Genomic DNA, 20,338 nt, shown 5'->3' on the forward strand with positions numbered 1-20,338 from the left:
TCAGTGGGCCGCGGCCAGGGCGGCGTCCAGCGGTTCGGTCTCCTGCGCGCGCAGCAGCTTCCAGATGTGCGTGCGCAAATGCACGAACGCCTCCATGTCCATCACGTCCTCGATGCGCTCCATGCTGTCCCAGGCCTCGCGCTTGCGCACGTCGGCCACGTTGATGATTTCCTTGATCTGCCCGGGACGGCCCGTCAGCACCACCACGCGGTCGGACAGGTACACCGCTTCCTCCACGCTGTGGGTGATGAACAGCACGGTGCGCGGATTGAGCCGCGACAGCTTGACCAGTTCTTCCTGCATGACCACGCGGGTCTGGGCGTCCAGCGCGCCGAAGGGCTCGTCCATCAGCAGCACGTCGGGGTCCAGGGCATAGCTGCGGGCGATGGCCACGCGTTGCTGCATGCCGCCGGACAGCTGGTGCGGATAGGCCTGCTCATAACCCGACAGGCCCATCAGTTCTATGTAGCGCGCCACCGTCTTGGCCCGCGCCTCGCGCGTAGCGCCCTTGCACTTCAGGCCGAAGCCGATGTTCTCGGTCACGGTCTTCCAGGGAAACAAGGCGAACTGCTGGAACACGACGGCGCGGTCCGGGCCAGGTTCCTCGACTTCCTTGCCGCCCACACGCACGCTGCCGGCCGAGGGAAACTCCAGGCCGGCCGCCATGCGCATCAGCGTGGTCTTGCCGCAGCCCGACGGCCCGACGATGGAAACGAACTCCCGCTCGCCCACCTCGAAACTCACGTCATCCAGGGCCAGGAAGCTTTCCCCGCCACGGCTGAACGTGCGCTGCACCCGTTCGAAAGTAATCTGACTCATGCTTGCGTTCCTTTATTGAGAGCCGCGGCCGCAGGCCTACTTCGCGACATCGGCGACGAAGGCCCTGAGCTTGGGATCGTCCTGGATCATCTGCAGATACTTGCCCGTCACCATGGTCTTGGGATCGGGGATCTTCTTGACCACGCCCGCGGACACCATGAATTCCCCCACGCTGTTCCACCAGCCGACCATCTCCGAGGTACCGCCCGGGCCGGGCGCGAACAGCTTGGTCTGCTCCGCCAGGTCGAAGGCGGGCCGGTCGCGCAGTTCCTGCTCCAGGTACTTGTCCGGGAACTTCACGCCCACGCTGCCGAAGAAGGCTTTCAGGTAGGCCCTCGCCTCTTCGGGATGGGCCCGCTGCCAGGCCACCGCGCGCAAGTAGACCGCCAGGAAGCGGGCAACCTTGTCCGGATGCTGCTTGGCGAATGCCGGCGTCGTGAACAGGTAGCTGTGGATCGGCATCTTCAGTTCGGCGCCGGTGCAGATCACTTTTGCGCCTATGGCCTCTTGCAGGATGTAGGTGTTGGGCGCCCATACCGAAGAAATGTCGTACTTGCCGCTCATTACCGCCGCGTTGATGTCGGGCGGAGACAGATTGACGAAGCGATAGTCCTCGGGCTTGAGCCCGAACTTCCTGGACAGGCATTCCGCCGCGCCCCACTGGCCGGTGGAGTTGCTGGTGACGGGAATGGTCTTGCCCTTGAGCAGCGCCGGATTCTTCAGGTATTCGTCGGCCCGGTCCTTGGTGGCCATCAGCGTGATGATGGCGGCCTCGCCGTCGGCGAGGCCTATGGTCTGCAAGCCGTACTTCGACGCCCCCAGCAGCGACGGAATATTGCCCGCCCCGCCCACGTCCCATGATCCGGACGCGCCCGCCGCGATCTCCAATGCGCCGGAGGCGAAGGTCGAGATCTCCGGCTTCAGGCCCACCTCTTGCCACCAGCCTTTCTCGCTGGCGATGTACCACTCCAGCGCCCACCGCTGCGGCTGCTGGCCGATGCGGATGGTGAACAACTCTGCGCCCGCGGGCGCGGCCTGGGCCGCCGCCTGTCCGGGTCCCCCCAGCCAGCACCCGATCACGAGCGCTGCCAAGGCCTTGAGGCCTTTGTAGTGTTTCATCTGTCTCTCTCCAGTATGGAATGCCGCCAACTGCACCGCCTGCCTCTACGCCCTCCTCTTGTGGATCACCGCGACCAATTGCGCTGCACCCGGCGCTGCAAGGCGCGCATGCCGTAGTCGATGCCCGCGCCTATCAGGCCGATGGTGATCATTCCGCTGATCACGATGGCGGGCTCCAGATTGCTGCCGCCCTGCACGATCATGTAGCCCAGCCCGGTGGACCCCACGATGAGTTCCGCGCCGATCAATGACTGCCAGCCGAACCCCGCGCCGACCCGGATGCCGGCGACGATGTGCGCCAGCGATGCCGGCAGCAGGATCTCGGTCAGCGTCGCCCAGCGCCCGGCCCCCAGCATCTGGCCGGCCTCGATCAGGGCGCGATCGATCTGCTTGGCGCCGCGGTAGGCGTTCAGCACGCAAGGCGCGAAAGCCCCGGCAAAGATCACCAGCGTGGGCGACAGGAAGCCGGTGCCGAACCAGAAGATCGCGAACGGCACCCAGGCAATGGGAGGAATGAAGCGGAACGCCTCGAACACCGGCGCCACCGCCCAGTCCAGGGCCTTGAAACGCCCCATGAACAGCCCCAGCGGCACGCCCAACAGGACCGCGAGGGAGAAGCTGATCAGGAATTTCTCCAGGCTGGCCAGCAGATGCATCTGCAGCACCGAACCCGCATAGGGCTCGCGCGTGTGTTCGGCCATGCTGCGCAACACCGTCAGCGGCCCCGGCAGGAAGGCCGGCGACACCAGCCCCAGGCCGGAGAGCAGCGCCCAGCCGCCAAACAGCGTGGCGATGCCCAGAGCCGGCATCAGCCAGCGTTCCAACACCCGGCGCGAGACGATGGCGTGGCCGCTGCCACGGAGTGCCCTGTTCATGCTTTCCATGGCATCACCCTGCGTTCGATTTGCGCCAGCAGCGCCGACATCAGCATGCCCATGCCGGCCACGGCAGCCATGGCCACCACGATCATTCCCGAGTTCAGGTCGCGGGTGGCGATGATCAGCACATGGCCCAGACCGATGAAAGAGCCGACCAGTTCCGCGGCCACCAGCACCATCCAGCAGGCCTGCAGCGAAGTCCGCAGCCCCGTGAAGATGGCGGGCAATGCGCCAGGCACGATGACATCCAGCAGCATGCGGCGACCGACGGCGCCATTGACGCGCGCCGCCTGGATCAGCGTGTCGTCGATGTTGCGCACGCCGGTATAGGTGTTGATCACGGTGGGCGCGAAGGCCGCCAGCCAGATCACGAAGACCTTGGCGCTGGTACCCAGTCCGAACCACAGGATGGTCAGCGGAATCCAGGCAATCGGCGCGATCGGCCGGACGATCTGGAACACCGGGTTGACGTAGGCCTCGACCAGCCGGCTCTGCCCCATCAGGATGCCCAGCGGCACGCCGGTCAGCGCCGCCGCGGCGAAGCCGTACAGCACCAGCCCGGTGCTGGACGTGATGTGCTGCAGCAGCGTGCCATCGGCATAGCCCTCGCCGGCGATCTCCAGCAAGGCATCCCAGGCATCAACCGGTGACGGCAGTTGCACCGCGCTCAGTAGTTCCAGCGGACCCGTGGCCAGATACCAGGCCAGCAGCAACACCGCAACCGAGGCGCCGCTGACCAGCCAACGCAGGGACAGGCGCCGACGTACCGGCGCGGGCGGATGGGCGGGGGGGCTGACGACAGTCATGGCAGCGCTCCGGTCGAGCAGAGCCAGGGCGCCGGCGACGGCGCGGGGGGACAGGGGATGCCGGGCCATGTCAATGCGTCCTCAGCACGATCTTGGCCGACGCCGCGCGGCCGCCGTCCAGGTCGGAGAAGGCCTGCGCGCCCACTCCCAGCTCGCGCTCCTCGACCCAGGACAGATCGCCAAAGACGCCCCGATGCAGCGCGTCCACGGTCGCCCACAGGTCGGCGCTGGTGTAGGTGTAGGCGCCGATCAAGGTGATCTCGTCCAGCGTCAGCCGCCGCATGTCGATCTCGCTGGCCCAGTCCTGCAGGCCGATATGCAGCATGACGCCGCCTGGTTGGACCGCGGCCAGCGCGGCCGGACGCGTGAGCTTGCCGCCCACCGCGTCCACCACCAGTTCATAGGCGCCCTGCGCCGGAGCAGTCTGGCGCGGGTCGAAGGCCATGCAGCCGGCATGCTGCTGCGCCGAGGCGCGCCGCAGCGGGTTGGTTTCGGCCAGGCTGACGCGGCAACCCTGGCTGCGCAGCAGCAGCGCCGTCAGCAGGCCGATGGCGCCGCCGCCCACGACCAGCGCCCGGGCTTCGGCCAGCGGACGGAACAGTGCCCGCTGCGCCAGCGCCACGCCGTGCAAGGCGGTGGCCGCCGGCTCGGTCAGCGCGGCGGCGGCGGCCGGCATGTCCTGCGGCACGGGAATCAGGCAGCGTTCGGGGATGGCCATGAATTCGGCGAACGCACCGGGACGCGTCATGCCCACCATGCCGCGGTTGCGGCACAGATTGTTGCGGCCCTGCACGCAGAAATCGCAGTGGCCGCAATGGATCAGCGGGTTGCCGGTGACCCGCTGGCCAGCGCGGCTGCCGCCTACCCGCGTGCCGACGAACTCGTGCCCCAGGATCAGCGGCGGATTGCGGCGCGGGTCATGCCCGTGATAGGCGTGCATGTCGGAGCCGCAGATGCCCACGGCCTCGATGCGCAGCAGCGCGTCGCCGTCCGCCGGCGCCGGATCGGGTTCCTCGCGGTACGTCAGCTGGCTGGGCGCGGTGTAGACAAGGGCTTTCATGGCGGGACTCCACGGAGATGCCGGTCAGCGGGCCGAAAAGCCGCCGTCTATGAACAGGGTCTGCCCGGTGATGTAGGCCGAGGCCTCGCTCGCCAGGAACACGGCCGCGCCGTGCAGGTCCTCCAGCCGGCCGTTGCGTCCGATCATGGTGCTGGCAGCCAGCGCCTGCACGCGGGCCGGATCGCTCATTACCGGCGCGGTCAGCGGCGTCTCGAAAAAGCCCGGGGCGATCGCATTGCAGGTGACGCCGTGGCGCGACCAGTACTCGGCGATGGCGCGGGTCAGCTGCATCAGGCCGCCCTTGGACGCGCCATAGGGCGCGCTGTCCGGAAAGGCGCGCACGCACTGCAGCGAGGTGATGTTGATGATGCGGCCCCAGCCGCGCTCGCGCATGGCAGGCGCCAGCGCGCGGGTCAGCAGGAACGGCGCGGTCAGGTTGATCGCCAGCGAACGGTCCCAGTCCTCGTCGGCGGTGTCCTCGAAGGGCTTGCGCACATTGATGCCCGAGGCGTTGACCAGGATGTCGGGCGCGCCGAACGGCCGGGCCGCGCGGGCGGCAAAACCGCTTAGCGCATCACGGTCGGCCAGATCGCAGGGCAAGGCGCGCGCGTGCAGCCCTTCGTCTTCGAACTCGCCTGCGGCAAAAGCCAGCTCCTGCTCGCGCCGCGCCACCAGCACCACGCTGGCGCCGGCCCGCGCCAGCGCCAGGCCGATGGCCTTGCCGATGCCGGAACTGCCGCCGCTTACCAAGGCGACGCGGCCATCCAGGTCGAACAGGCGGGACATATCGTTCTGCATGATGGCCTCACTCCCGCACGGGTTCGCCCAATTCGAAGGATTCCTGGGGGAAGTACTTGGCCAGGCGGTCGTCCGCCGTGCGCGCATGCGCCTCCATGCCTTCCAGGCGCGAGATCCGGGCTGTCACCTGGGCGGTATCGCGGCTGGCCTGGCGCGTCATGCGCTGCCAGGTGACGGTCTTGATGAACTTGTGCACCGACAGCCCGCCCGAATAGCGCGCCGCGCCCTTGGTGGGCAGGATGTGGTTGGTGCCGCTGGCCTTGTCGCCGAACGCCACCGTGGTTTCCTCGCCCAGGAACAGCGAGCCATAGCAGGTCAGGTGCCGGAACCACCAGTCCAGATCCTCGCAATGGACCTCCAGGTGTTCGCTGGCGTAGCGGTCCGAGACCGCCACTGCCTCTTCGCGGGTATCGCACAGCACCACCTCGCCATAGTCGCGCCAGGCGGCGCCGGCCGCGTCCCGCGCGGTGGGCGGCAAGGACTCGATCAGCTCGGGCACCCGCTGCAGCACGGATTCGGCCAGGACCCGGTCGGTGGTAATCAGCCAGGCCGGCGACTCGTGTCCGTGCTCGGCCTGCCCCACCAGGTCGGAGGCGACGATAGCCGGATCCGCCGAGGCGTCGGCGATGATGCAGACCTCCGACGGGCCTGCGAAGACGTCGATGCCTACGCTGCCGAACAGCATGCGCTTGGCCTCCGCCACGAATTTGTTGCCCGGCCCGACAATGATGTCGGCCGGTTTACCGGTGAACAGGCCGTAGGCCATGGCGGCGATCGCCTGTACGCCCCCCAGCGTCATCACGGCGTCCACCCCTGCCACCTTCATGGCGTACAGCACCTGCGGATGTATGCCCTCGCCGCGGTAGGGCGTGGAGCAGGCGATAACCGTGGGCACCCCGGCCGCCTTGGCGGTGGCGATGCTCATGTAGGCGGACGCGATGTGCGCATAGCGCCCCGTGGGCACGTAGCAGCCCGCCACGTTGACAGGTATCAGCCGCTGCCCGGCGACCAGGCCCGGCGCCAGCTCCAGTTCGAACTCGCGCACCGAAGCCATCTGCGCCTGGGCGAACTTGCGCACCTGGCCGGCGGCGAATTCGATGTCGCGCTTGATGCCGTCGGGGATGGCTGCGGTACGCCGTTCGATCTCGGCGGCGCCGACCAGGATGTCCCCCTCCCATTTGTCCAGGCGCCGGGCATAGTCGCGCACCGCGGCCTCGCCGCCGGACTTGATGTTCGCCAGCATCTCGGCGGCGACTTCGCGCGCGGCGGCCTCATTGCCCTGGGGCTGTTTCGCCGCGGATTTGAGCTTGCTTACTGCCATGGTGTGGCCTCGCGGAAGAAGGATGAAGCTCAGTTGGTCTTGTTGGCGAAGGTCTTGAGCGCCGGGGTCTGGTCGACGCGCTTCATGTAGTCGTCCGTGATGTAGGTCTTGGGATCCGGCACCTCGGTGATGGTGCCCACGCCCTTCAGGTAGCCCGACAGGGCCTCATAGGCGTTGTCCAGCGTGGACTTGCCGCCGGCGCGCGACATCAGCTTGAGCTGCTCGTCCAGCGTGAAGATCGGCCGATCCAATTCCTGCCCCAGATAGCCGTCGTTGAGCTTGATGCCGTTGGCCTGGAACAACTTGCGCAGGTAGCCCATGGCTTCCGCCTTGTTGTTTTTCTCGAAACTGACGGCCCGCAGGTACACCGCCAGGAACTTGGCGACCGCGTCCGGATTCTGCTGCGCGAATTCGCCACGCGCCACCAGCGCGCCCGGGATCATCACGCCGGCGTCCTTGCCGCTGCATACGACTTCGGCGCCGATCTGCTCGTTGAGCGTGTAGAAGTTGGGCGCCCAGGTGCCGGCCAGCATGCCGTTGCCGCCGGTGAAGGCGGACACCAATTGCGCCGGAGCAAGCGTCACCACGCTGACGTCGCTGCGCTGCATGCCCCACTTCTTCAGGCAGGCCATGGTCGCGTATTCGCCCGTGGAGTTGGGGCTGAGCAGGATCTGCTTGCCCTTCACTTCCTTGGCCGCATTGCTGCGCACGGCCGCGGCGTTCTCTTTGCGCGCCATGACGCCGTTGGCGGTGGATTCATCATTGGTGACGCCCAGCGTCACGATGCCGTAGCGCTGCGCGCCCAGCACCGCCGGCGGCGACCCCGTGCCGCCCACGTCCCAGGACTTTGAGGCGGAGCCGGCGATCTGCTGCGCGCCCGCGGGATACACCACGAATTCCGGCTTCAGGCCCGCTTCGGCCCACCAGTTTTTTTCCGTGGCGATGTAGATCGGCAGCGCCCAATAGGCGATCTGGTAGCTGACCTTGATGGGCGTCGGCGCCTGGGCCGACACGGACGGGCTCAACAGCAAGGCGCCCAGCGGCGCCAGGCACAGACCCAGGATGCGGGGGATTCTCGACATGCTTAGTCTCCAGATAGTGGATTCCGGTCTGCATGCGCGAGCTGCCGCGGCATTCCCCGGATAGCAGGCCCGGATCTGCGTCTGGGCTCGGTTTTTTGAAAGCGCATACAGAGAATAAGCGCGCAGCCATCTCATTCAACCCCGAGAAAACCCTAGAAATCACCCACAGCGTTTCAATAACTGTATATTCACATCATCCAATTTCTGAAAGCGCTTTCAAAAAATGAAGCGAAAGTCAGCGCCCCTATCCGGGGACACCCTGAAGTCGATTGCCGCCAGCGGCGGCATCTCCTCGGCCACCTTGTCGCGGGTGCTGAACCACCCCGAACAAGTGCGGCCGGACCTGCGCGCCCGCGCCATGGCGCTGCTGGCGCAAGCCGGCTACGTGCCGCACGGCGCTGCCCGTTCGCTGGCGTCGCGCAAGACCCGCACCATGGGCGCCATCATTCCCACCGTGGACAGTGCGCTGTTCGCCAAGCTGGTCGACGGCATGCAGCAGACCATCCATGAACACGGCTACCAGCTGCTGCTGGCCAGCACCAACTACAGCCCGGCGCGCGAAGCCGGCGAAGTGCGGGCGCTGATCGAGCGCGGCGTGGACGCCATGATGCTGGTCGGGCGCAGCCGCGACCCCGAGATCTACGAGCTGCTGCAGTCCAAGGGCATCCCCTTCGTCACCACCTGCCATTACGACGCCGCCGATGCCTGGCCCATGGTGGGCTGGGACAACGCCGCCGCGGCGCAGCGCATCGCCGACTACTTGCTGGACATCGGCCACCGCCGCCTCGGCGTGATCGCCGGCATTTCCAAGGACAACGACCGCGCCGCCGACCGCGTGGCCGGCTTCACGCGCGCGCTCAAGCGCCGCGGCATCGACCTGCCGCCGCAATACGTCATCGAAAAGCCCTACACCGTGCCGGAAGCCCGCCGCGCCATGGCCACGCTGCTGCGCCTGCCCGAGCCGCCCACCGCGGTCATGTGCGGCAACGACATCCTGGCCTACGGCGCGCTGCAGGAGTGCCTGTGGCAGAACCTGCGCGTGCCCGAGCAGATTTCAATCACCGGCTTCGACAACATCGAAATGGCCGCCCATTGCCGGCCAGGCATCACCACCCTGAACGTGCCGGCCTTCGAGCTGGGCCAGCGCGCTGCCAGCATTCTGCTGGCGGCCGACGCCGACACGCCGCCCGAGAACGTCTGCATCGAACTGGAACTGATCGTCCGCGACACCACCGCGCCGCCGCGCAGCAGCACCAGTGCGCGGCTAGGCAGCTGACCACACCGGAGCAAGCCCCATGGAACACACCGAATCACCCCGCATCGCATTCCTGGGCCTGGGCGTCATGGGGAGCGCGATGCTGCGCAACCTGGCCGCGCAGGGGTATGAAGTATCAGGCTACGACGTCGTGCCCGCGGCCATGGAGCGCTTGGCCGACACGGGTTTCCGGCGCGCCGCCACGCCGCTGGACGCCGCCCGCGGCTGCGATGTGGCGATCACCATGCTGCCCACTTCCGCGCATGTCCGCGACGCCCTCTTCGGCGCCGATGGCGCGGCCGCGGGCTTGAATCCGGGCGCCCTGGTCATCGAAATGAGCACGGGCGATGCGGTCGCGACTGACCGCATCGCCGCCGACCTCGCGGGCCTGGGCCTGCGCTGCATCGACGCCCCCGTGGGGCGCACGCCGCGCGAGGCGGCGCAGGGCAAGGCGCTGATCATGGCTGGCGGCGCGCAGGCCGACTTCGACCAGGCCGCGCCCATCTTCGCCGCCATGGCCGACGAGATCGTGCATGTCGGTCCTTTCGGCTCGGGCATCCGGCTCAAGCTGGTCAACAACTACATGTCCATGGTCGGCATGGTGCTGACGGGCGAAGCGCTGATGTTCGCCGCCAAGCTCGGGCTGGACCGCGCCACCGTCGTCAAGGTGTTGTCCAACACCACTGCCGGACGCGGACAGCTCCTGACCAATTTCCCCGGCAAGGTGCTGGCGGGCGACATCAGTCCCGACTTCCCCATGCGCATGGGCTACAAGGACATCAACCTGGCCATGAACCTGGCCGCCTCGGTGGGCGCGCCGCTGGGCCTGGGCGGCTACGCCCGCGAGATGTTCGCGCTGGCCAAATCCTGGGGCCGGCAGGAGCAGGACTGCACCGCCATGCTGCTGCTGCTCGAAGACGTGGCCCATCTGGAGCGCGACGCCGCGAGGTCCGGCCATGAGTGAACACATCGCCACCCTGCCCGCGCGCCGGCCGCGCGCCTCGCGCCGCAGGATTACCGTGGGCGTGGCCGCCGTCGCCGTGGCCTTCACCGCCTGGTGGATCGTGTCGGCGCTGGGCCTGGTCAACGGCGCGCGCTTTCCCACGCCGCTCACGACCTGGCAGGCCGCCGTGCAGCTGTCGCGCGACTCCGGCTACGCCGGCGGCACGCTGTTCCAGCACATCGGCCACAGTCTGCGCCTGGTGTTCCTGGGCTTTCTGGTCGCCATCGGCACCGGCGTGCCGCTGGGCCTGCTGATGGGATTCAGCAAACGCATCGACGCGCTGGTCGGGCCGGTGTTCTCGTTGCTGCGCCCGATTCCGCCGCTGGCCTGGATTCCGCTGGCCATCCTTTGGCTGGGGCTGGGCGACCCGGCGAAGATCTTCCTGATCTGGGTGTCCTCGTTCACGCCGGCCGTGATCAACACCTATGCCGGCGTGCGCAACATCGATCCCACGCTGATCGAAGCCGCGCGCGTGCATGGCGCGGGCAATCCGCTGCGCATGCTGCGCGACGTGCTGATCCCCGGTTCCATGCCCATGATCTTCACCGGCCTGCGCCTGTCGCTGCAGACCGCGTGGATGACCCTGGTGGCAGCGGAACTCATCGGCGCCTTCATCGGCCTGGGCAAGGTGCTGGACACCGCGGCGCTGGACATCCGGCCCGGCATGATCCTCTACGCCATGGTCTGGGTGGGCCTGCTGGGCGCGGTGATGACCCGCGGACTGGAATGGATCGAAAAGAGGGCATTGCCATGGCTACGCTGACACGCGCCTCGGGCGACTCGCCCGCCTTCACCTTCGGCCTGTCGTGCCTGGGGCTGGCCGGATTCTTCATGGCCTGGCACCTGTTGAGCGTGGGCGGGGTCTTTCCGCCCAACTACCTGCCTGGCCCGCTGACCGTGCTGCGGACCATCGTGCAGTACAGCAACGAGCCCTATTCCGGCGCCACGCTCTGGACGCACCTGGGCGCCAGCCTCTACCGCTTCGCCTGCGGCTTCCTGCTGGCCGCGGCGGTGGGCATTCCGCTGGGCCTGATGATGGGCTGGTACCGCTGGCTGGACGACGTGGTCAGCCCGTTCTTCGATGCGCTGCGCTTCGTGGCGCCGATCGCCTGGGTGCCCTTCGCCGGCCTGTGGTTCGGCACCGGCATAGGCGGCCCCACCCTGATCATCTTCGCGGGCGCCTTCCCGCCCTGCCTGATCAGCGCCTACCGCGGCGCCAAGTTCGTCGACACGCGCCTGCTCGAAGCCTCGCGCACGCTGGGCGCGAGCGGCCCGCGCATCGTCGCCGAAGTGCTGCTGCCGGCCTCGCTGCCGTCCATCCTGGCCGGCCTGCGGGTCAGCGCCGGCATAGGCTGGCAGTCGCTGGTGGGCGCGGAACTGATCGTGGTGGGCAACGGCATCGGCTACATGATGGTGCAGGGGCAGCTCAACGTCGCCACCAATATCGTCATGGCCGGCATGATCGCCATCGGCATCGTCGGCATAGGCATCGACCTTGCCCTGCGCCTGTTCGAACAGCGCCTGAAGGCGCGCTGGGGAAGATGAATGGATGATTCCACAACGGACCCGACCCTGTCGGTCATCGTTACCGGCGGCGCCAGCGGCATCGGCGCGGCGGTGTGCAGGCGCGTGGTGCAGGCGGGCGGCCACGTCGCCATCCTGGACCTGAACCTGGACGCCGCGCAGGCGCTGGCGCAGGAACTCGGCCCGCGCGCCGTGGCGGCCCCGGGCGACGTGCTGGACGAGGCCGGGCTGCGGACTGCGCAAGAGCAGCTTGCCGCCCTCCTGCCGCCGGCCACGGGACTGGTGAACTGCGCCGGCATCGCCCAGGTTCCCACCGCCATCGAGGACTATCCGGTCGAGGCCTGGGAACGGGTGGTGGATTCCCATCTGAAGGGCACCTACACATCCTGCCGCGTGTTCGGCAGCGCCATGGCCGCGCGCGGCCGCGGCGCGGTCGTCAACGTGGCGTCCGTGCTGTCGTTCCGTCCCGGGCCGGTGCTGGCCTACGGCCCGGCCAAGGCGGCGGTCGTGAACCTGACCGAGGCTCTTGCCGTGCACTGGGCGCGGCGCGGGGTGCGCGTCAACGCCATCGCGCCAGGCTGGACCGACACGCCCTTTCTCAAGCCCAAGGAGCGGCAGGGGGAGCGCGACATGACGCCGATCCTGAACGCCACGCCGCTGGGCCGCCTGATGCAACCGAGTGAGATCGCGGAGGTCGTGTTCTTCCTGCTGTCGCCCGCGGCCGCGGTGGTCACCGGCGCCACCATTCCGTGCGACGGCGGCGTCATCGCGGGATCGGGGTGGGCGCCCTACGGAGGCTTTCCGCAAGCCACTTGAGGGCCGGCGTCGCCGCGGTTTTCCGTTAGTATTGAGCGCGCCGCAACACTACCCGCCGTCATGCTCAACACCGCCTTGCGCTATTTCCTGGAAGTCGTGGATTCGGGCTCGCTCACGGTCGCCGCGCAGAAGCTGCACGTGGCGCCGTCGGCGGTCAGCCGGATGGTGCGCAAGCTGGAGGAAGAACACCAGACCCTGCTGTTCGACCGCCATGCCCGCGGCATGGTCCTGACCGAAGCCGGCCAGTTGCTGAAGGCCTACGCGCGCCGCGCCTCGCTGGAGGCCGAGCGCGCCCGCGCCGAAATCCGCGACCTGAGCCAGATCGGCCAGAAGCTGATCCGCATTTCGGCCAACCAGGCCTTCGGACGCGAGTTACTGCCGCGCGTGATCGGTGAATTCCTCGCGGTCGAGCCCTCGCTGCGGTTCGAGCTGAACATCCTGCAGTCCTCGGAAATCAACCGCCGCGTGCGCGAGGGCGAGGACGACATCGGCATGAGCTACAACCTGTCGCCGCCCCAAGGGGTGCATGTGCAGTATGCGCGCCGCATGCCGGTGTTCGCCGTCATGGCCCCGGACCATCCGCTGGCGGACCGCAAGACGCTTTCCATGCGCGACATCGGCCAGTATCCCGTGGCGCTGATGGGGCCGGGCAGCACGATCCGCTTCATCATCGACCTGTGCTGCATGCACGAGAAGATCGAACTCAACGTGGCGATGACCTGCAATAACCAGGGCGCGATCCAGACCAGTTGCCAGCGCTGGGGCGCGATCAGCTTTTCCGGCGACCTCACGGTCATGACCTCGACCGAACGCGGCGAGCTGATCACCATCCCCATGTCCAACGCCGAACTGCACCAGCGCAACATGCACATCCAGACCATGGCCGGCCGCCAACTGCCGGCCAGCGTCACCCGCTTCGTGGAAGCGCTGGGTGCGCAGATCGACGCCGCCTATGCCCACCCCGCGTGGATGGCGGCGGGGCCGGACGCCGCCCGCTAGGGCGGGTCCGCTGGCGGGCCTGCCGCCCTAGGCAGCCAGGTCCGCAGCCCAGTCGGGCTCGCGCCAGACAGCGTCGGCGTCCAGCGGGCAGACCGGCCGTGGCAGGCCTTTGAACGCGATCTGCCGCAGGTTCGGCGTGGTCAGGCCCGGGCTGTCCACGTCGTGGATCCGCTGGTCCGGGAAGAACTCGTCGAAGCCCGCGCGGTAGTGGCCGCGGCTCTTGACGATCACGTGGCCCGCCTGGGCGATGTCGATGCCGTGCATCTCCAGCATGGCCGGCTCGGCCAACTGGCGGCGCAGGCTGCCCACCACCACTTTCATGCCCGACTCCGCAAGCTCCAGCAGGCAGGTCGCGCCCATCGAGAACTTGCGCCCGCGTAGAATGCCGCGCCGGCCCATGCCTTCGCCATCCGTCAGCTTCAGCACCCGGGCCCTTGCCGCATAGCGCCGCGAATACTCGCTCTCTACCCGGTTGAAGACCGCCTCGAATTCCGCGCCTACTCCCAGTTGCGCGGCCTGCGCGACCAGGTCCGGATCGACGAACACCCCCATCACCACGCCCGCAATGCGCGCCTCGTCAAACGCCTTGAACAGCCAGGTGGTGTTGCCCCGGCCGCCGCCGCCAGGATTGTCGGCAACGTCGGCGAACAGCAACGGCTGACTGGCCTCGCGCGCCAGCGCCACCGCGCGCGCCACGTCGACGGTATTGGCCACGTAGCGTGCGCGATCGGCCCAGCCGGCGCGCGCCACCTGCAAGGCCGTGCGGCGCGCCGCCTGCAGATCGCCGCGCGCGGTCACCGTGATGGTCACGCCGCACTTGGGCAGGTCGGAGAATACGAAGCCCGCGCACACCGCCACATTGGCAATCGGCCCTGCGCCGCGCCGCTGCGTCAGCGACGCCCCCAACGCCACCAGATCCGCATAAGGTCCGCTGGCGGTCGACAGCGTCACGGAGGGCGGCGTCAGCGGCAGGCGAACGTAGGCGGTCACCATGCGCGTGCCGTCCAGGATCTCGCGGATCATGTCGGCGGCCTCGGCGGCGCGCTCGCGCTGATCCACGTGCGGATTGGTGCGGTAGGCGATCAGGCCGTCCAGCGCATCCACGGTTTCGGCCGACACATTGCAGTGCAGGTCGTGCGTGGCCACGATGGGCACGTCGGGGCCGACCATCGCCCGCAGCAGGCGCATCAGCGCCCCTTCGGTATCGTTCTCGCCTTCCGCGGACGAGGCCCCATGGTTGGCCACGTAGATCGCGTCCACCGGCATGGCGGCACGCAGGCGCTGCTCCGCCTCGGCCAGGAAGGCGGCCCAGACGCCGGCGCTGGCCGGGCCGCCGGGCGGCGCGCCGATCACGATCAGCGGCGCGGGGGTCCAATTGCCCAGCTGGTTCATGCGGTCATAAAAACCGGCCACCTCGCTGGGCAGGCGGCTGGGGCCGCGCACCAGTTCGCTGATGGTATCGCCGGCTTCCCAGCACTGCGCCTGGAAGTCGGCTTCCACCGAGGGCGGGCAGAACGCATTGGATTCCAGGTGAAAGCCAAGAATGGCGACCTTTGGGGCCTTGCTGCTCATACGGAACTCCCCAATCCTCAGGCTTTGTGCAACGTGTAGAACAGCGACATCTGCGGCTGGAAATCCTTCCAGTTGCTGCGCAGCGCACTGACCGGATAGCTCGCGCCCAGCGGAATGTAGGGCACGTCCTCGAACACCTGCAGCTGGATCTCGCGGCAGATCTTCTTTTGCGCGTCCAGGTCGGCGGCGTTGAACCAGTCCAGCCGCAGCTGTTCCAGGCGTTCGCTGGTGGGCCAGCCGAACCAGGCCTGCTTGCCGTTGCCGCGCAGTGCCAGATGGCCGGCCGGGTCCAGGTTGTTGGGGCCGGTGTTGCCGGTGAACGCCACGCTCCAGCCGCCCGCGGTGGGGGCTTCCTGGTTGTTGCGGCGCTGCACGGCGGTGCCCCAGTCCATGGTCTGCAGGTCCACCTTGAAGCCCAGGCGCTTGAACAGGTCCGCTGTCACCAGGGCCGCGGCGTGCCAGGTCGGGAAGTCCACCGGATCCAGCAGCACCACGGTTTCGCCCTTGTAGCCGGCCGCCTTGATCGCCGCGCGCGCCGCGTCGATGTCGCGCTTGCCGGTCAGCTTGTCCATGCCGGCATCGCTGTCCATGGGCGAACCCGGCACGAACACGCCGCAGCGGTCGCTCCAGTATTCCGGGAAGTCGGCGCCGTTCATGGCCGTCATGTATTCGGTCTGGTTGACGGCGCTGAGCACCGCGCGGCGGATGGCCGGGTTGTCGAACGGCGCGTGCAGATGGTTGAAGCGCATCACGCCGATGGTGGGCAGGCTGCGCTTGACCAGCTTGATGTTCGGGTCCTGGCTCAGGATGGGCAGGAAGTCGCTGTCCACCATCTCGACGCCGTCGACCTCGTTGGCCTGCAACGCCGCGATCGCGGTGGCGCGGTCCGGGATGATGTGCCAATGCACTTCGTCCACGTGCGCCAGTTTGGGACCGGCGGTGAAGACCGGCTTGCGGTCTTCCTTGCGCGGCGCATAGCCGGCGAACTTCTCGTACACCACGCGCGAGCCCGACACCCACTTGCTGGCGGCGAAGGTGAACGGGCCGCTGCCGACCATTTCCTTCACGGCCTCGGTCTCGGGCTGTTTGGCCAGGCGTTCGGGCATGATGCAGGCCATGTTGCCGGATTGGCGGCCCAGTGCGTGCAGGATCAGCGGGAACGGCTTCTTGAGCTGGAACTGGATGGTCTTGTCGTCCGGCGCGGAGAGCGATTCCGTGGCCTGCATCAGCGACCGGCCCATCAGGTCTTTCTTGGCCCAGCGCTGGATGCTGGCGACCGCGTCCTGCGCGCGCACCGGCGCGCCGTCATGGAACGCCAGCCCGTCGCGCAGAGTGATCTTCCACAGCAGTCCGTCGTTCTCGCTGACGTGGCCGGCGGCCATCTGCGGGCTGGGCTGGTATTGCTCGTCCAGCCCGTACAGCGTGTCGAACACCAATTGGGCGTGGACCTGGGTCATGGCCACGGTGGTGAACATGGGGTCCAGCAAGGTCAGGTCCGCCTGGGGTACCCAGCGGAACGAGGTCTTGGAGGGCGCGGCCCAGGACATGCCGGGCAAGGCCCAGGCGGCCGCCGAAGCGGAAGAAGCCAACAGGAAATTCCTACGATCCATTTTCTATCTCCGGGATAAAAAGGAAAAACTCAGTACGCGCCGCCGATACGGTGCCGCGCCACGAAATGCCCATCACCCACCTGCACCAGCGGCTGCACCACGGGCTCGTCGCCCACCGCGCGCGCCGGACTGGGCAATTCACTCAATTCCAGTGCGGCGCGGCGTCGCGCCGCAGGATCCGCGATAGGCACGGCCTGCATCAGCTTGCGGGTGTAGGCATGCTGCGGATTCTCGAAAATCGCCTGGCGCGGGCCGATCTCCACGATCTGGCCCAGGTACATCACCGCGACCCGGTGGCTGATGCGCTCCACCACCGCCATGTCGTGCGAGATGAACAGGTAGCTCACGCCCAGGTCGCGTTGCAGGTCGATCAGCAGGTTCACGATCTGCGCCTGGATCGACACGTCCAGCGCGGACACCGACTCGTCGGCAATCAGCACCTTGGGATCCACCGAGAGCGCCCGCGCGATGCAGATGCGCTGGCGTTGGCCGCCGGAAAACTCGTGCGGCCAGCGCCGCATCATCGACGCATCCAGCCCCACCCGCTCAAACAGTTCCGCCGCGCGCCGATCGGCCGCCGCGCCGCTATGCAAGCTGTGGATCAGCATCGGCTCCTTGACGCATTCCCCCACCCGCATGCGCGGATTCAGCGAGGCGAACGGGTCCTGGAACACGAACTGCATGTTCCTACGCAGCGCCAGCAGTGACGCGGGATCATCCTGGCTTACCGGCTTGCCCTGGAACGCGATGGTGCCGCGCGTGGTCTTGGCCAGCCGCAGCAGCGAACGCCCCGTCGAAGTCTTGCCGCAACCCGACTCGCCCACCAGCGCCAAGGTTTCGCCCGCGTGCAAATCGAAACTGACCTGTTCCACCGCGTGCACCCGCTTCTTGACCCGGGCAAACACGCCGCCGCGCACGTCAAAGCGCGTGACCAGGCCGCGCACGCTCAGCACCACCTCGTCCTTGGCGGGCACCGCCGCAGGCTCGGCCGCCTGTCCCGCCGCGCTGTCCGACAGCAAGGGGAAGCGCGCCGGCAGCGTGGTGCCCCGCATCGCACCCAAGCGGGGCACGGCGGCCATCAAGGCCTGGGTATACGGATGCTGCGGCGCCTTGAATAGCCCCTGCACGTCGTTGTGCTCGACCACGTCGCCCTTGCGCATGACCATGACGCGGTCCGCCACCTCTGCCACCACGCCCATGTCGTGCGTGATGAAGATGACGCCCATGTCCATCTCGTGCTGCAGCTCGCGGATCAGTTGCAGGATCTGCGCCTGGATGGTGACGTCCAGCGCCGTGGTGGGCTCATCCGCTATCAGCAGCGCCGGCTTGCAGGCCAGCGCCATCGCGATCATCACGCGCTGGCGCATGCCGCCCGACAGCTCATGCGGATAACGGCCCATGATGGCGCCGGCGTCCGGGATGCGCACCTGGTCGAGGATGCGCCGGGCGGCGGCTTGCGCCGACCTGGCGTCGCCCGGCTGGTGCAGCCGGATCGCTTCGACGATCTGCGACCCCACCGTGAACACCGGGTTCAGCGAGGTCATGGGTTCCTGGAAGATCATGCCCAGGTCGTTGCCGCGCATGGCGCGCATGCTGTCTTCGGAGGCCGCAATCAGGTCCACGGTCTGACCAGCCCCGCGATGGAAGATCATGCGTCCGCTTTCGATCCGGCCGCCGCCGAACTCCACCAGCCGCATGACGGCCAGCGAGGTCACCGACTTGCCCGACCCGGATTCGCCCACGATGGCCAGCGTCTCGCCGCGGTCCACGTGCAGGCTCAGCGACTTCACTGCGCGGAACGTATTTTCGCCACGGCCGAAGGCGATCGACAGGTCTTCGATTTCCAGCACGCGCCGGTTCTGTATCGTCGTATTCATGGATCAGATCCTCTTGGCCATGCGCGGATCGACCGCGTCGCGCAAACCGTCGCCCAGCATGTTGATTGCCAGGATCGTGATGGACAGGAACACTGCCGGGAAGGCAATCAGGTGCGGCTTGATCTGCCACAGCGCGCGGCCTTCGGCCATGATGTTGCCCCATGACGGCACCGACGGCGGCACGCCCGCGCCGATGAACGACAGGCTGGCTTCGGCCAGGATGGCCACGCCGCAGATGTAGGTGGCCTGCACCATCAGCGCCGCCAGCGTGTTCGGGAAAATATGCCGCAGGACGATGCGCAAGCGGCTGGCGCCGGCCGCCACGGCCGCCTCCACATAGGGCTGTTCGCGCAGCGACAGCACCAGGCCGCGCACCAGGCGCACCACGCGCGGCACCTCGGCGATGGTGATCGCGATGATCACGTTCTGCAGCGATGCGCGGGTCAGCGCGATCAGCGCGATGGCCAGCAGGATGGTGGGAATGGACATGAAGCCGTCCATGATCCGCATCACCACCGCATCCACCCAGCGCACAAAACCCGCCGCCAGCCCGATCAGCACGCCGATCACAGTGGACAGCGCGGCCACGGTAAAGCCCACGATCAGCGAGACGCGCGCGCCGTAGATCACCCGCGAGTAGACGTCGCGCCCCAGCAGGTCGGTGCCGAACCAGAACTGCGCATTCGGCGAGCGCGTGCGGTGTATGGGAGACAGCGCGGTCGGATCCACGGTGCCCAGCCAGGGCGCGCACAGCGCCACCAGGAACAGCAGGAGCAGCAGCGCGCCGCCCACGGCGGTCGTCGGATGCCGCTTGAGAAAGCCGGTAAAGGTATTCATCAGTACTTGATCCTCGGGTCAAAGGCGCGATAAAGCAGATCGACCAGAAGGTTGACCAGCACGTACATGAAGCTGAACAGCAGGATCACGCCCTGGATGACGGGGTAGTCGCGCCGCAGGATGGCGTCGACCACCAGGCGGCCCAGGCCGGGGATGGAGAACACCGTCTCGGTCACGACCGTGCCGCTGATCAACAGGGCCACGCCGCTGCCAATGACGGTGATGATGGGCACCGCCGCGTTCTTCAAGGCATGGCGGAACAGCAGGCCGCGGTTGCCCACGCCCTTGGCGCGCGCGGTGCGCACATAGTCCTGGCTCAGCGTTTCCAGCAGCGTGGCGCGCGTGATGCGCGTGATCAGCGCCACGTAGACGCTGCCCAGCGCCAGCGCCGGCAGCACCAGCGTATGCACCGAGGCCCAGAAGCCGGTGGCGAGCGGCACATAGCCCTGCACCGGGAACCAGCGCAGTTGCAGCCCGAAGATCCAGGCCAGCAGATAACCCACCGCGAAGGAAGGCACGGAGAAGCTGAACACCGCCAGGACCATGATGCCGCGGTCCTGCAAGCGGTTGTGCTTCCAGGCCGCCAGCGCGCCGATCGGGATGGCCACGGCCACCGACACGATCAGCGTCATCACCATCAGCGAAAACGTCGGCACCAGCCGCTGGCCGATCATGTGGCTGACCGGCAGGCCGGTGAACAGCGACGTGCCCAGGTCGCCATGCAGCACGTTCCAGCCCCATTCGCCGAAGCGATGCAGGAACGGCTGGTCCAGGCCCAGCGTGGCGCGGATGCGCGCGATGTCCTGCGGCGTGGCGTCTTCGCCGGCCAGCAGCGCTGCCGGGTCGCCCGGCGCCAGATCCAGCAGGCCGAATACGAACAGCGCGACGAACAGCATGACGGGCAGCGTCATAAGCAGCCGTCGCAATGTGTACGAGAGCATTGATTCCCCTTGTCTAGTGAT

At 67.7% G+C, this 20,338-nt stretch carries 19 protein-coding genes; 6 read left to right on the forward strand and 13 right to left on the reverse strand.

The features are described 5' to 3' along the window. The 8 genes from AC6LKD_RS07615 to AC6LKD_RS07650 form a co-directional block, all read right to left on the reverse strand. Positions 1–819, reverse strand: coding sequence for an ABC transporter ATP-binding protein (locus AC6LKD_RS07615; protein ID WP_013392091.1), 819 nt, complete (start codon positions 817–819; stop codon positions 1–3). A gap of 36 nt (positions 820–855) precedes the next feature. Continuing rightward, entirely contained in the window at positions 856–1,938 is a 1,083-nt protein-coding gene (locus tag AC6LKD_RS07620; RefSeq protein WP_498115700.1) for an ABC transporter substrate-binding protein, read from the reverse strand. Between the two features lie 65 nt (positions 1,939–2,003). After that, entirely contained in the window at positions 2,004–2,813 is an 810-nt protein-coding gene (locus tag AC6LKD_RS07625; RefSeq protein WP_148260588.1) for an ABC transporter permease, read from the reverse strand. Next, positions 2,810–3,622 carry an ABC transporter permease gene (locus AC6LKD_RS07630; RefSeq protein WP_013392088.1) on the reverse strand — a complete coding sequence of 271 codons (813 nt, stop codon included), beginning with the start codon at positions 3,620–3,622 and terminating at the stop codon, positions 2,810–2,812. The genes AC6LKD_RS07625 and AC6LKD_RS07630 overlap by 4 nt, the downstream gene beginning before the upstream one ends. Positions 3,623–3,692: 70 nt before the next feature. Next, the gene (locus AC6LKD_RS07635; protein WP_498115701.1) at positions 3,693–4,682 is read right to left on the reverse strand and encodes an alcohol dehydrogenase catalytic domain-containing protein; all 990 of its coding nucleotides are present in this window, start codon (positions 4,680–4,682) and stop codon (positions 3,693–3,695) included. 24 nt (positions 4,683–4,706) lie between these two features. After that, a complete protein-coding gene (locus tag AC6LKD_RS07640; RefSeq protein ID WP_492274875.1) occupies positions 4,707–5,480 on the reverse strand; it encodes an SDR family NAD(P)-dependent oxidoreductase in 774 nt (257 codons plus the stop codon). Positions 5,481–5,487: 7 nt separating this feature from the next. Then, the gene (hpsN, locus tag AC6LKD_RS07645) at positions 5,488–6,801 is read right to left on the reverse strand and encodes a sulfopropanediol 3-dehydrogenase (RefSeq protein ID WP_498115703.1); all 1,314 of its coding nucleotides are present in this window, start codon (positions 6,799–6,801) and stop codon (positions 5,488–5,490) included. A 29-nt stretch (positions 6,802–6,830) separates the two neighbouring features. Then, positions 6,831–7,883, reverse strand: coding sequence for an ABC transporter substrate-binding protein (locus AC6LKD_RS07650; RefSeq protein WP_013392084.1), 1,053 nt, complete (start codon positions 7,881–7,883; stop codon positions 6,831–6,833). Positions 7,884–8,106: 223 nt separating this feature from the next. Between AC6LKD_RS07650 and AC6LKD_RS07655 the strand changes: the two genes are divergently transcribed. Genes AC6LKD_RS07655 through AC6LKD_RS07680 form a run of 6 tightly spaced genes read left to right on the forward strand, consistent with a single transcriptional unit; the run spans position 8,107 to position 13,480 of the window. Then, a complete protein-coding gene (locus tag AC6LKD_RS07655) occupies positions 8,107–9,159 on the forward strand; it encodes a LacI family DNA-binding transcriptional regulator (RefSeq protein WP_498115705.1) in 1,053 nt (350 codons plus the stop codon). A gap of 19 nt (positions 9,160–9,178) precedes the next feature. Next, positions 9,179–10,102, forward strand: coding sequence for an NAD(P)-dependent oxidoreductase (locus AC6LKD_RS07660; protein WP_498115706.1), 924 nt, complete (start codon positions 9,179–9,181; stop codon positions 10,100–10,102). After that, the gene (locus tag AC6LKD_RS07665; protein WP_498115707.1) at positions 10,095–10,904 is read left to right on the forward strand and encodes an ABC transporter permease; all 810 of its coding nucleotides are present in this window, start codon (positions 10,095–10,097) and stop codon (positions 10,902–10,904) included. Before AC6LKD_RS07660 ends, AC6LKD_RS07665 begins: the two co-directional genes overlap by 8 nt. After that, positions 10,892–11,686 (forward strand): ABC transporter permease, encoded by a 795-nt coding sequence (locus AC6LKD_RS07670; RefSeq protein WP_498115708.1) that lies wholly within the window; start codon positions 10,892–10,894, stop codon positions 11,684–11,686. Before AC6LKD_RS07665 ends, AC6LKD_RS07670 begins: the two co-directional genes overlap by 13 nt. Further along, positions 11,687–12,481 (forward strand): SDR family NAD(P)-dependent oxidoreductase, encoded by a 795-nt coding sequence (locus tag AC6LKD_RS07675; RefSeq protein ID WP_498115709.1) that lies wholly within the window; start codon positions 11,687–11,689, stop codon positions 12,479–12,481. Between the two features lie 60 nt (positions 12,482–12,541). Beyond that, positions 12,542–13,480 carry a LysR family transcriptional regulator gene (locus AC6LKD_RS07680; protein WP_492274879.1) on the forward strand — a complete coding sequence of 313 codons (939 nt, stop codon included), beginning with the start codon at positions 12,542–12,544 and terminating at the stop codon, positions 13,478–13,480. Between the two features lie 27 nt (positions 13,481–13,507). Here the strand turns inward: AC6LKD_RS07680 and AC6LKD_RS07685 are convergent, their stop codons facing one another. The 5 genes from AC6LKD_RS07685 to AC6LKD_RS07705 are packed head-to-tail and all read right to left on the reverse strand — an operon-like array spanning position 13,508 to position 20,317. Beyond that, a complete protein-coding gene (locus AC6LKD_RS07685; RefSeq protein WP_498115710.1) occupies positions 13,508–15,052 on the reverse strand; it encodes a M81 family metallopeptidase in 1,545 nt (514 codons plus the stop codon). Positions 15,053–15,069: 17 nt separating this feature from the next. Next, on the reverse strand, positions 15,070–16,662 hold the full coding sequence (locus tag AC6LKD_RS07690) for an ABC transporter substrate-binding protein (RefSeq protein ID WP_498115711.1): 1,593 nt from the start codon (positions 16,660–16,662) through the stop codon (positions 15,070–15,072). A 29-nt stretch (positions 16,663–16,691) separates the two neighbouring features. Then, positions 16,692–18,539 (reverse strand): ABC transporter ATP-binding protein, encoded by a 1,848-nt coding sequence (locus AC6LKD_RS07695; RefSeq protein WP_498115713.1) that lies wholly within the window; start codon positions 18,537–18,539, stop codon positions 16,692–16,694. Positions 18,540–18,542: 3 nt separating this feature from the next. Next, the gene (locus tag AC6LKD_RS07700) at positions 18,543–19,376 is read right to left on the reverse strand and encodes an ABC transporter permease (protein ID WP_013392074.1); all 834 of its coding nucleotides are present in this window, start codon (positions 19,374–19,376) and stop codon (positions 18,543–18,545) included. Beyond that, entirely contained in the window at positions 19,376–20,317 is a 942-nt protein-coding gene (locus tag AC6LKD_RS07705) for an ABC transporter permease (RefSeq protein ID WP_041652619.1), read from the reverse strand. The genes AC6LKD_RS07700 and AC6LKD_RS07705 overlap by 1 nt, the downstream gene beginning before the upstream one ends. Between the last annotated feature and the right edge of the window lie 21 nt (positions 20,318–20,338).

The sequence above is a fragment of the Achromobacter sp. D7-1 genome (assembly GCF_059760445.1).

Coding starts and splice junctions, on each gene's coding strand:
- AC6LKD_RS07700 (WP_013392074.1), bottom strand. CDS start 19,376: ATGAATACCTTTACCGGCTTTCTCAAGCGGCATCCGACGACCGCCGTG.
- AC6LKD_RS07675 (WP_498115709.1), top strand. CDS start 11,687: ATGGATGATTCCACAACGGACCCGACCCTGTCGGTCATCGTTACCGGC.
- AC6LKD_RS07635 (WP_498115701.1), bottom strand. CDS start 4,682: ATGAAAGCCCTTGTCTACACCGCGCCCAGCCAGCTGACGTACCGCGAG.
- AC6LKD_RS07625 (WP_148260588.1), bottom strand. CDS start 2,813: ATGAACAGGGCACTCCGTGGCAGCGGCCACGCCATCGTCTCGCGCCGG.
- AC6LKD_RS07705 (WP_041652619.1), bottom strand. CDS start 20,317: ATGCTCTCGTACACATTGCGACGGCTGCTTATGACGCTGCCCGTCATG.
- AC6LKD_RS07630 (WP_013392088.1), bottom strand. CDS start 3,622: ATGACTGTCGTCAGCCCCCCCGCCCATCCGCCCGCGCCGGTACGTCGG.
- AC6LKD_RS07680 (WP_492274879.1), top strand. CDS start 12,542: ATGCTCAACACCGCCTTGCGCTATTTCCTGGAAGTCGTGGATTCGGGC.
- AC6LKD_RS07615 (WP_013392091.1), bottom strand. CDS start 819: ATGAGTCAGATTACTTTCGAACGGGTGCAGCGCACGTTCAGCCGTGGC.
- AC6LKD_RS07655 (WP_498115705.1), top strand. CDS start 8,107: ATGAAGCGAAAGTCAGCGCCCCTATCCGGGGACACCCTGAAGTCGATT.
- AC6LKD_RS07650 (WP_013392084.1), bottom strand. CDS start 7,883: ATGTCGAGAATCCCCCGCATCCTGGGTCTGTGCCTGGCGCCGCTGGGC.
- AC6LKD_RS07695 (WP_498115713.1), bottom strand. CDS start 18,539: ATGAATACGACGATACAGAACCGGCGCGTGCTGGAAATCGAAGACCTG.
- AC6LKD_RS07660 (WP_498115706.1), top strand. CDS start 9,179: ATGGAACACACCGAATCACCCCGCATCGCATTCCTGGGCCTGGGCGTC.
- AC6LKD_RS07690 (WP_498115711.1), bottom strand. CDS start 16,662: ATGGATCGTAGGAATTTCCTGTTGGCTTCTTCCGCTTCGGCGGCCGCC.
- AC6LKD_RS07685 (WP_498115710.1), bottom strand. CDS start 15,052: ATGAGCAGCAAGGCCCCAAAGGTCGCCATTCTTGGCTTTCACCTGGAA.
- AC6LKD_RS07670 (WP_498115708.1), top strand. CDS start 10,892: ATGGCTACGCTGACACGCGCCTCGGGCGACTCGCCCGCCTTCACCTTC.
- AC6LKD_RS07640 (WP_492274875.1), bottom strand. CDS start 5,480: ATGCAGAACGATATGTCCCGCCTGTTCGACCTGGATGGCCGCGTCGCC.
- AC6LKD_RS07665 (WP_498115707.1), top strand. CDS start 10,095: ATGAGTGAACACATCGCCACCCTGCCCGCGCGCCGGCCGCGCGCCTCG.
- AC6LKD_RS07620 (WP_498115700.1), bottom strand. CDS start 1,938: ATGAAACACTACAAAGGCCTCAAGGCCTTGGCAGCGCTCGTGATCGGG.
- hpsN (WP_498115703.1), bottom strand. CDS start 6,801: ATGGCAGTAAGCAAGCTCAAATCCGCGGCGAAACAGCCCCAGGGCAAT.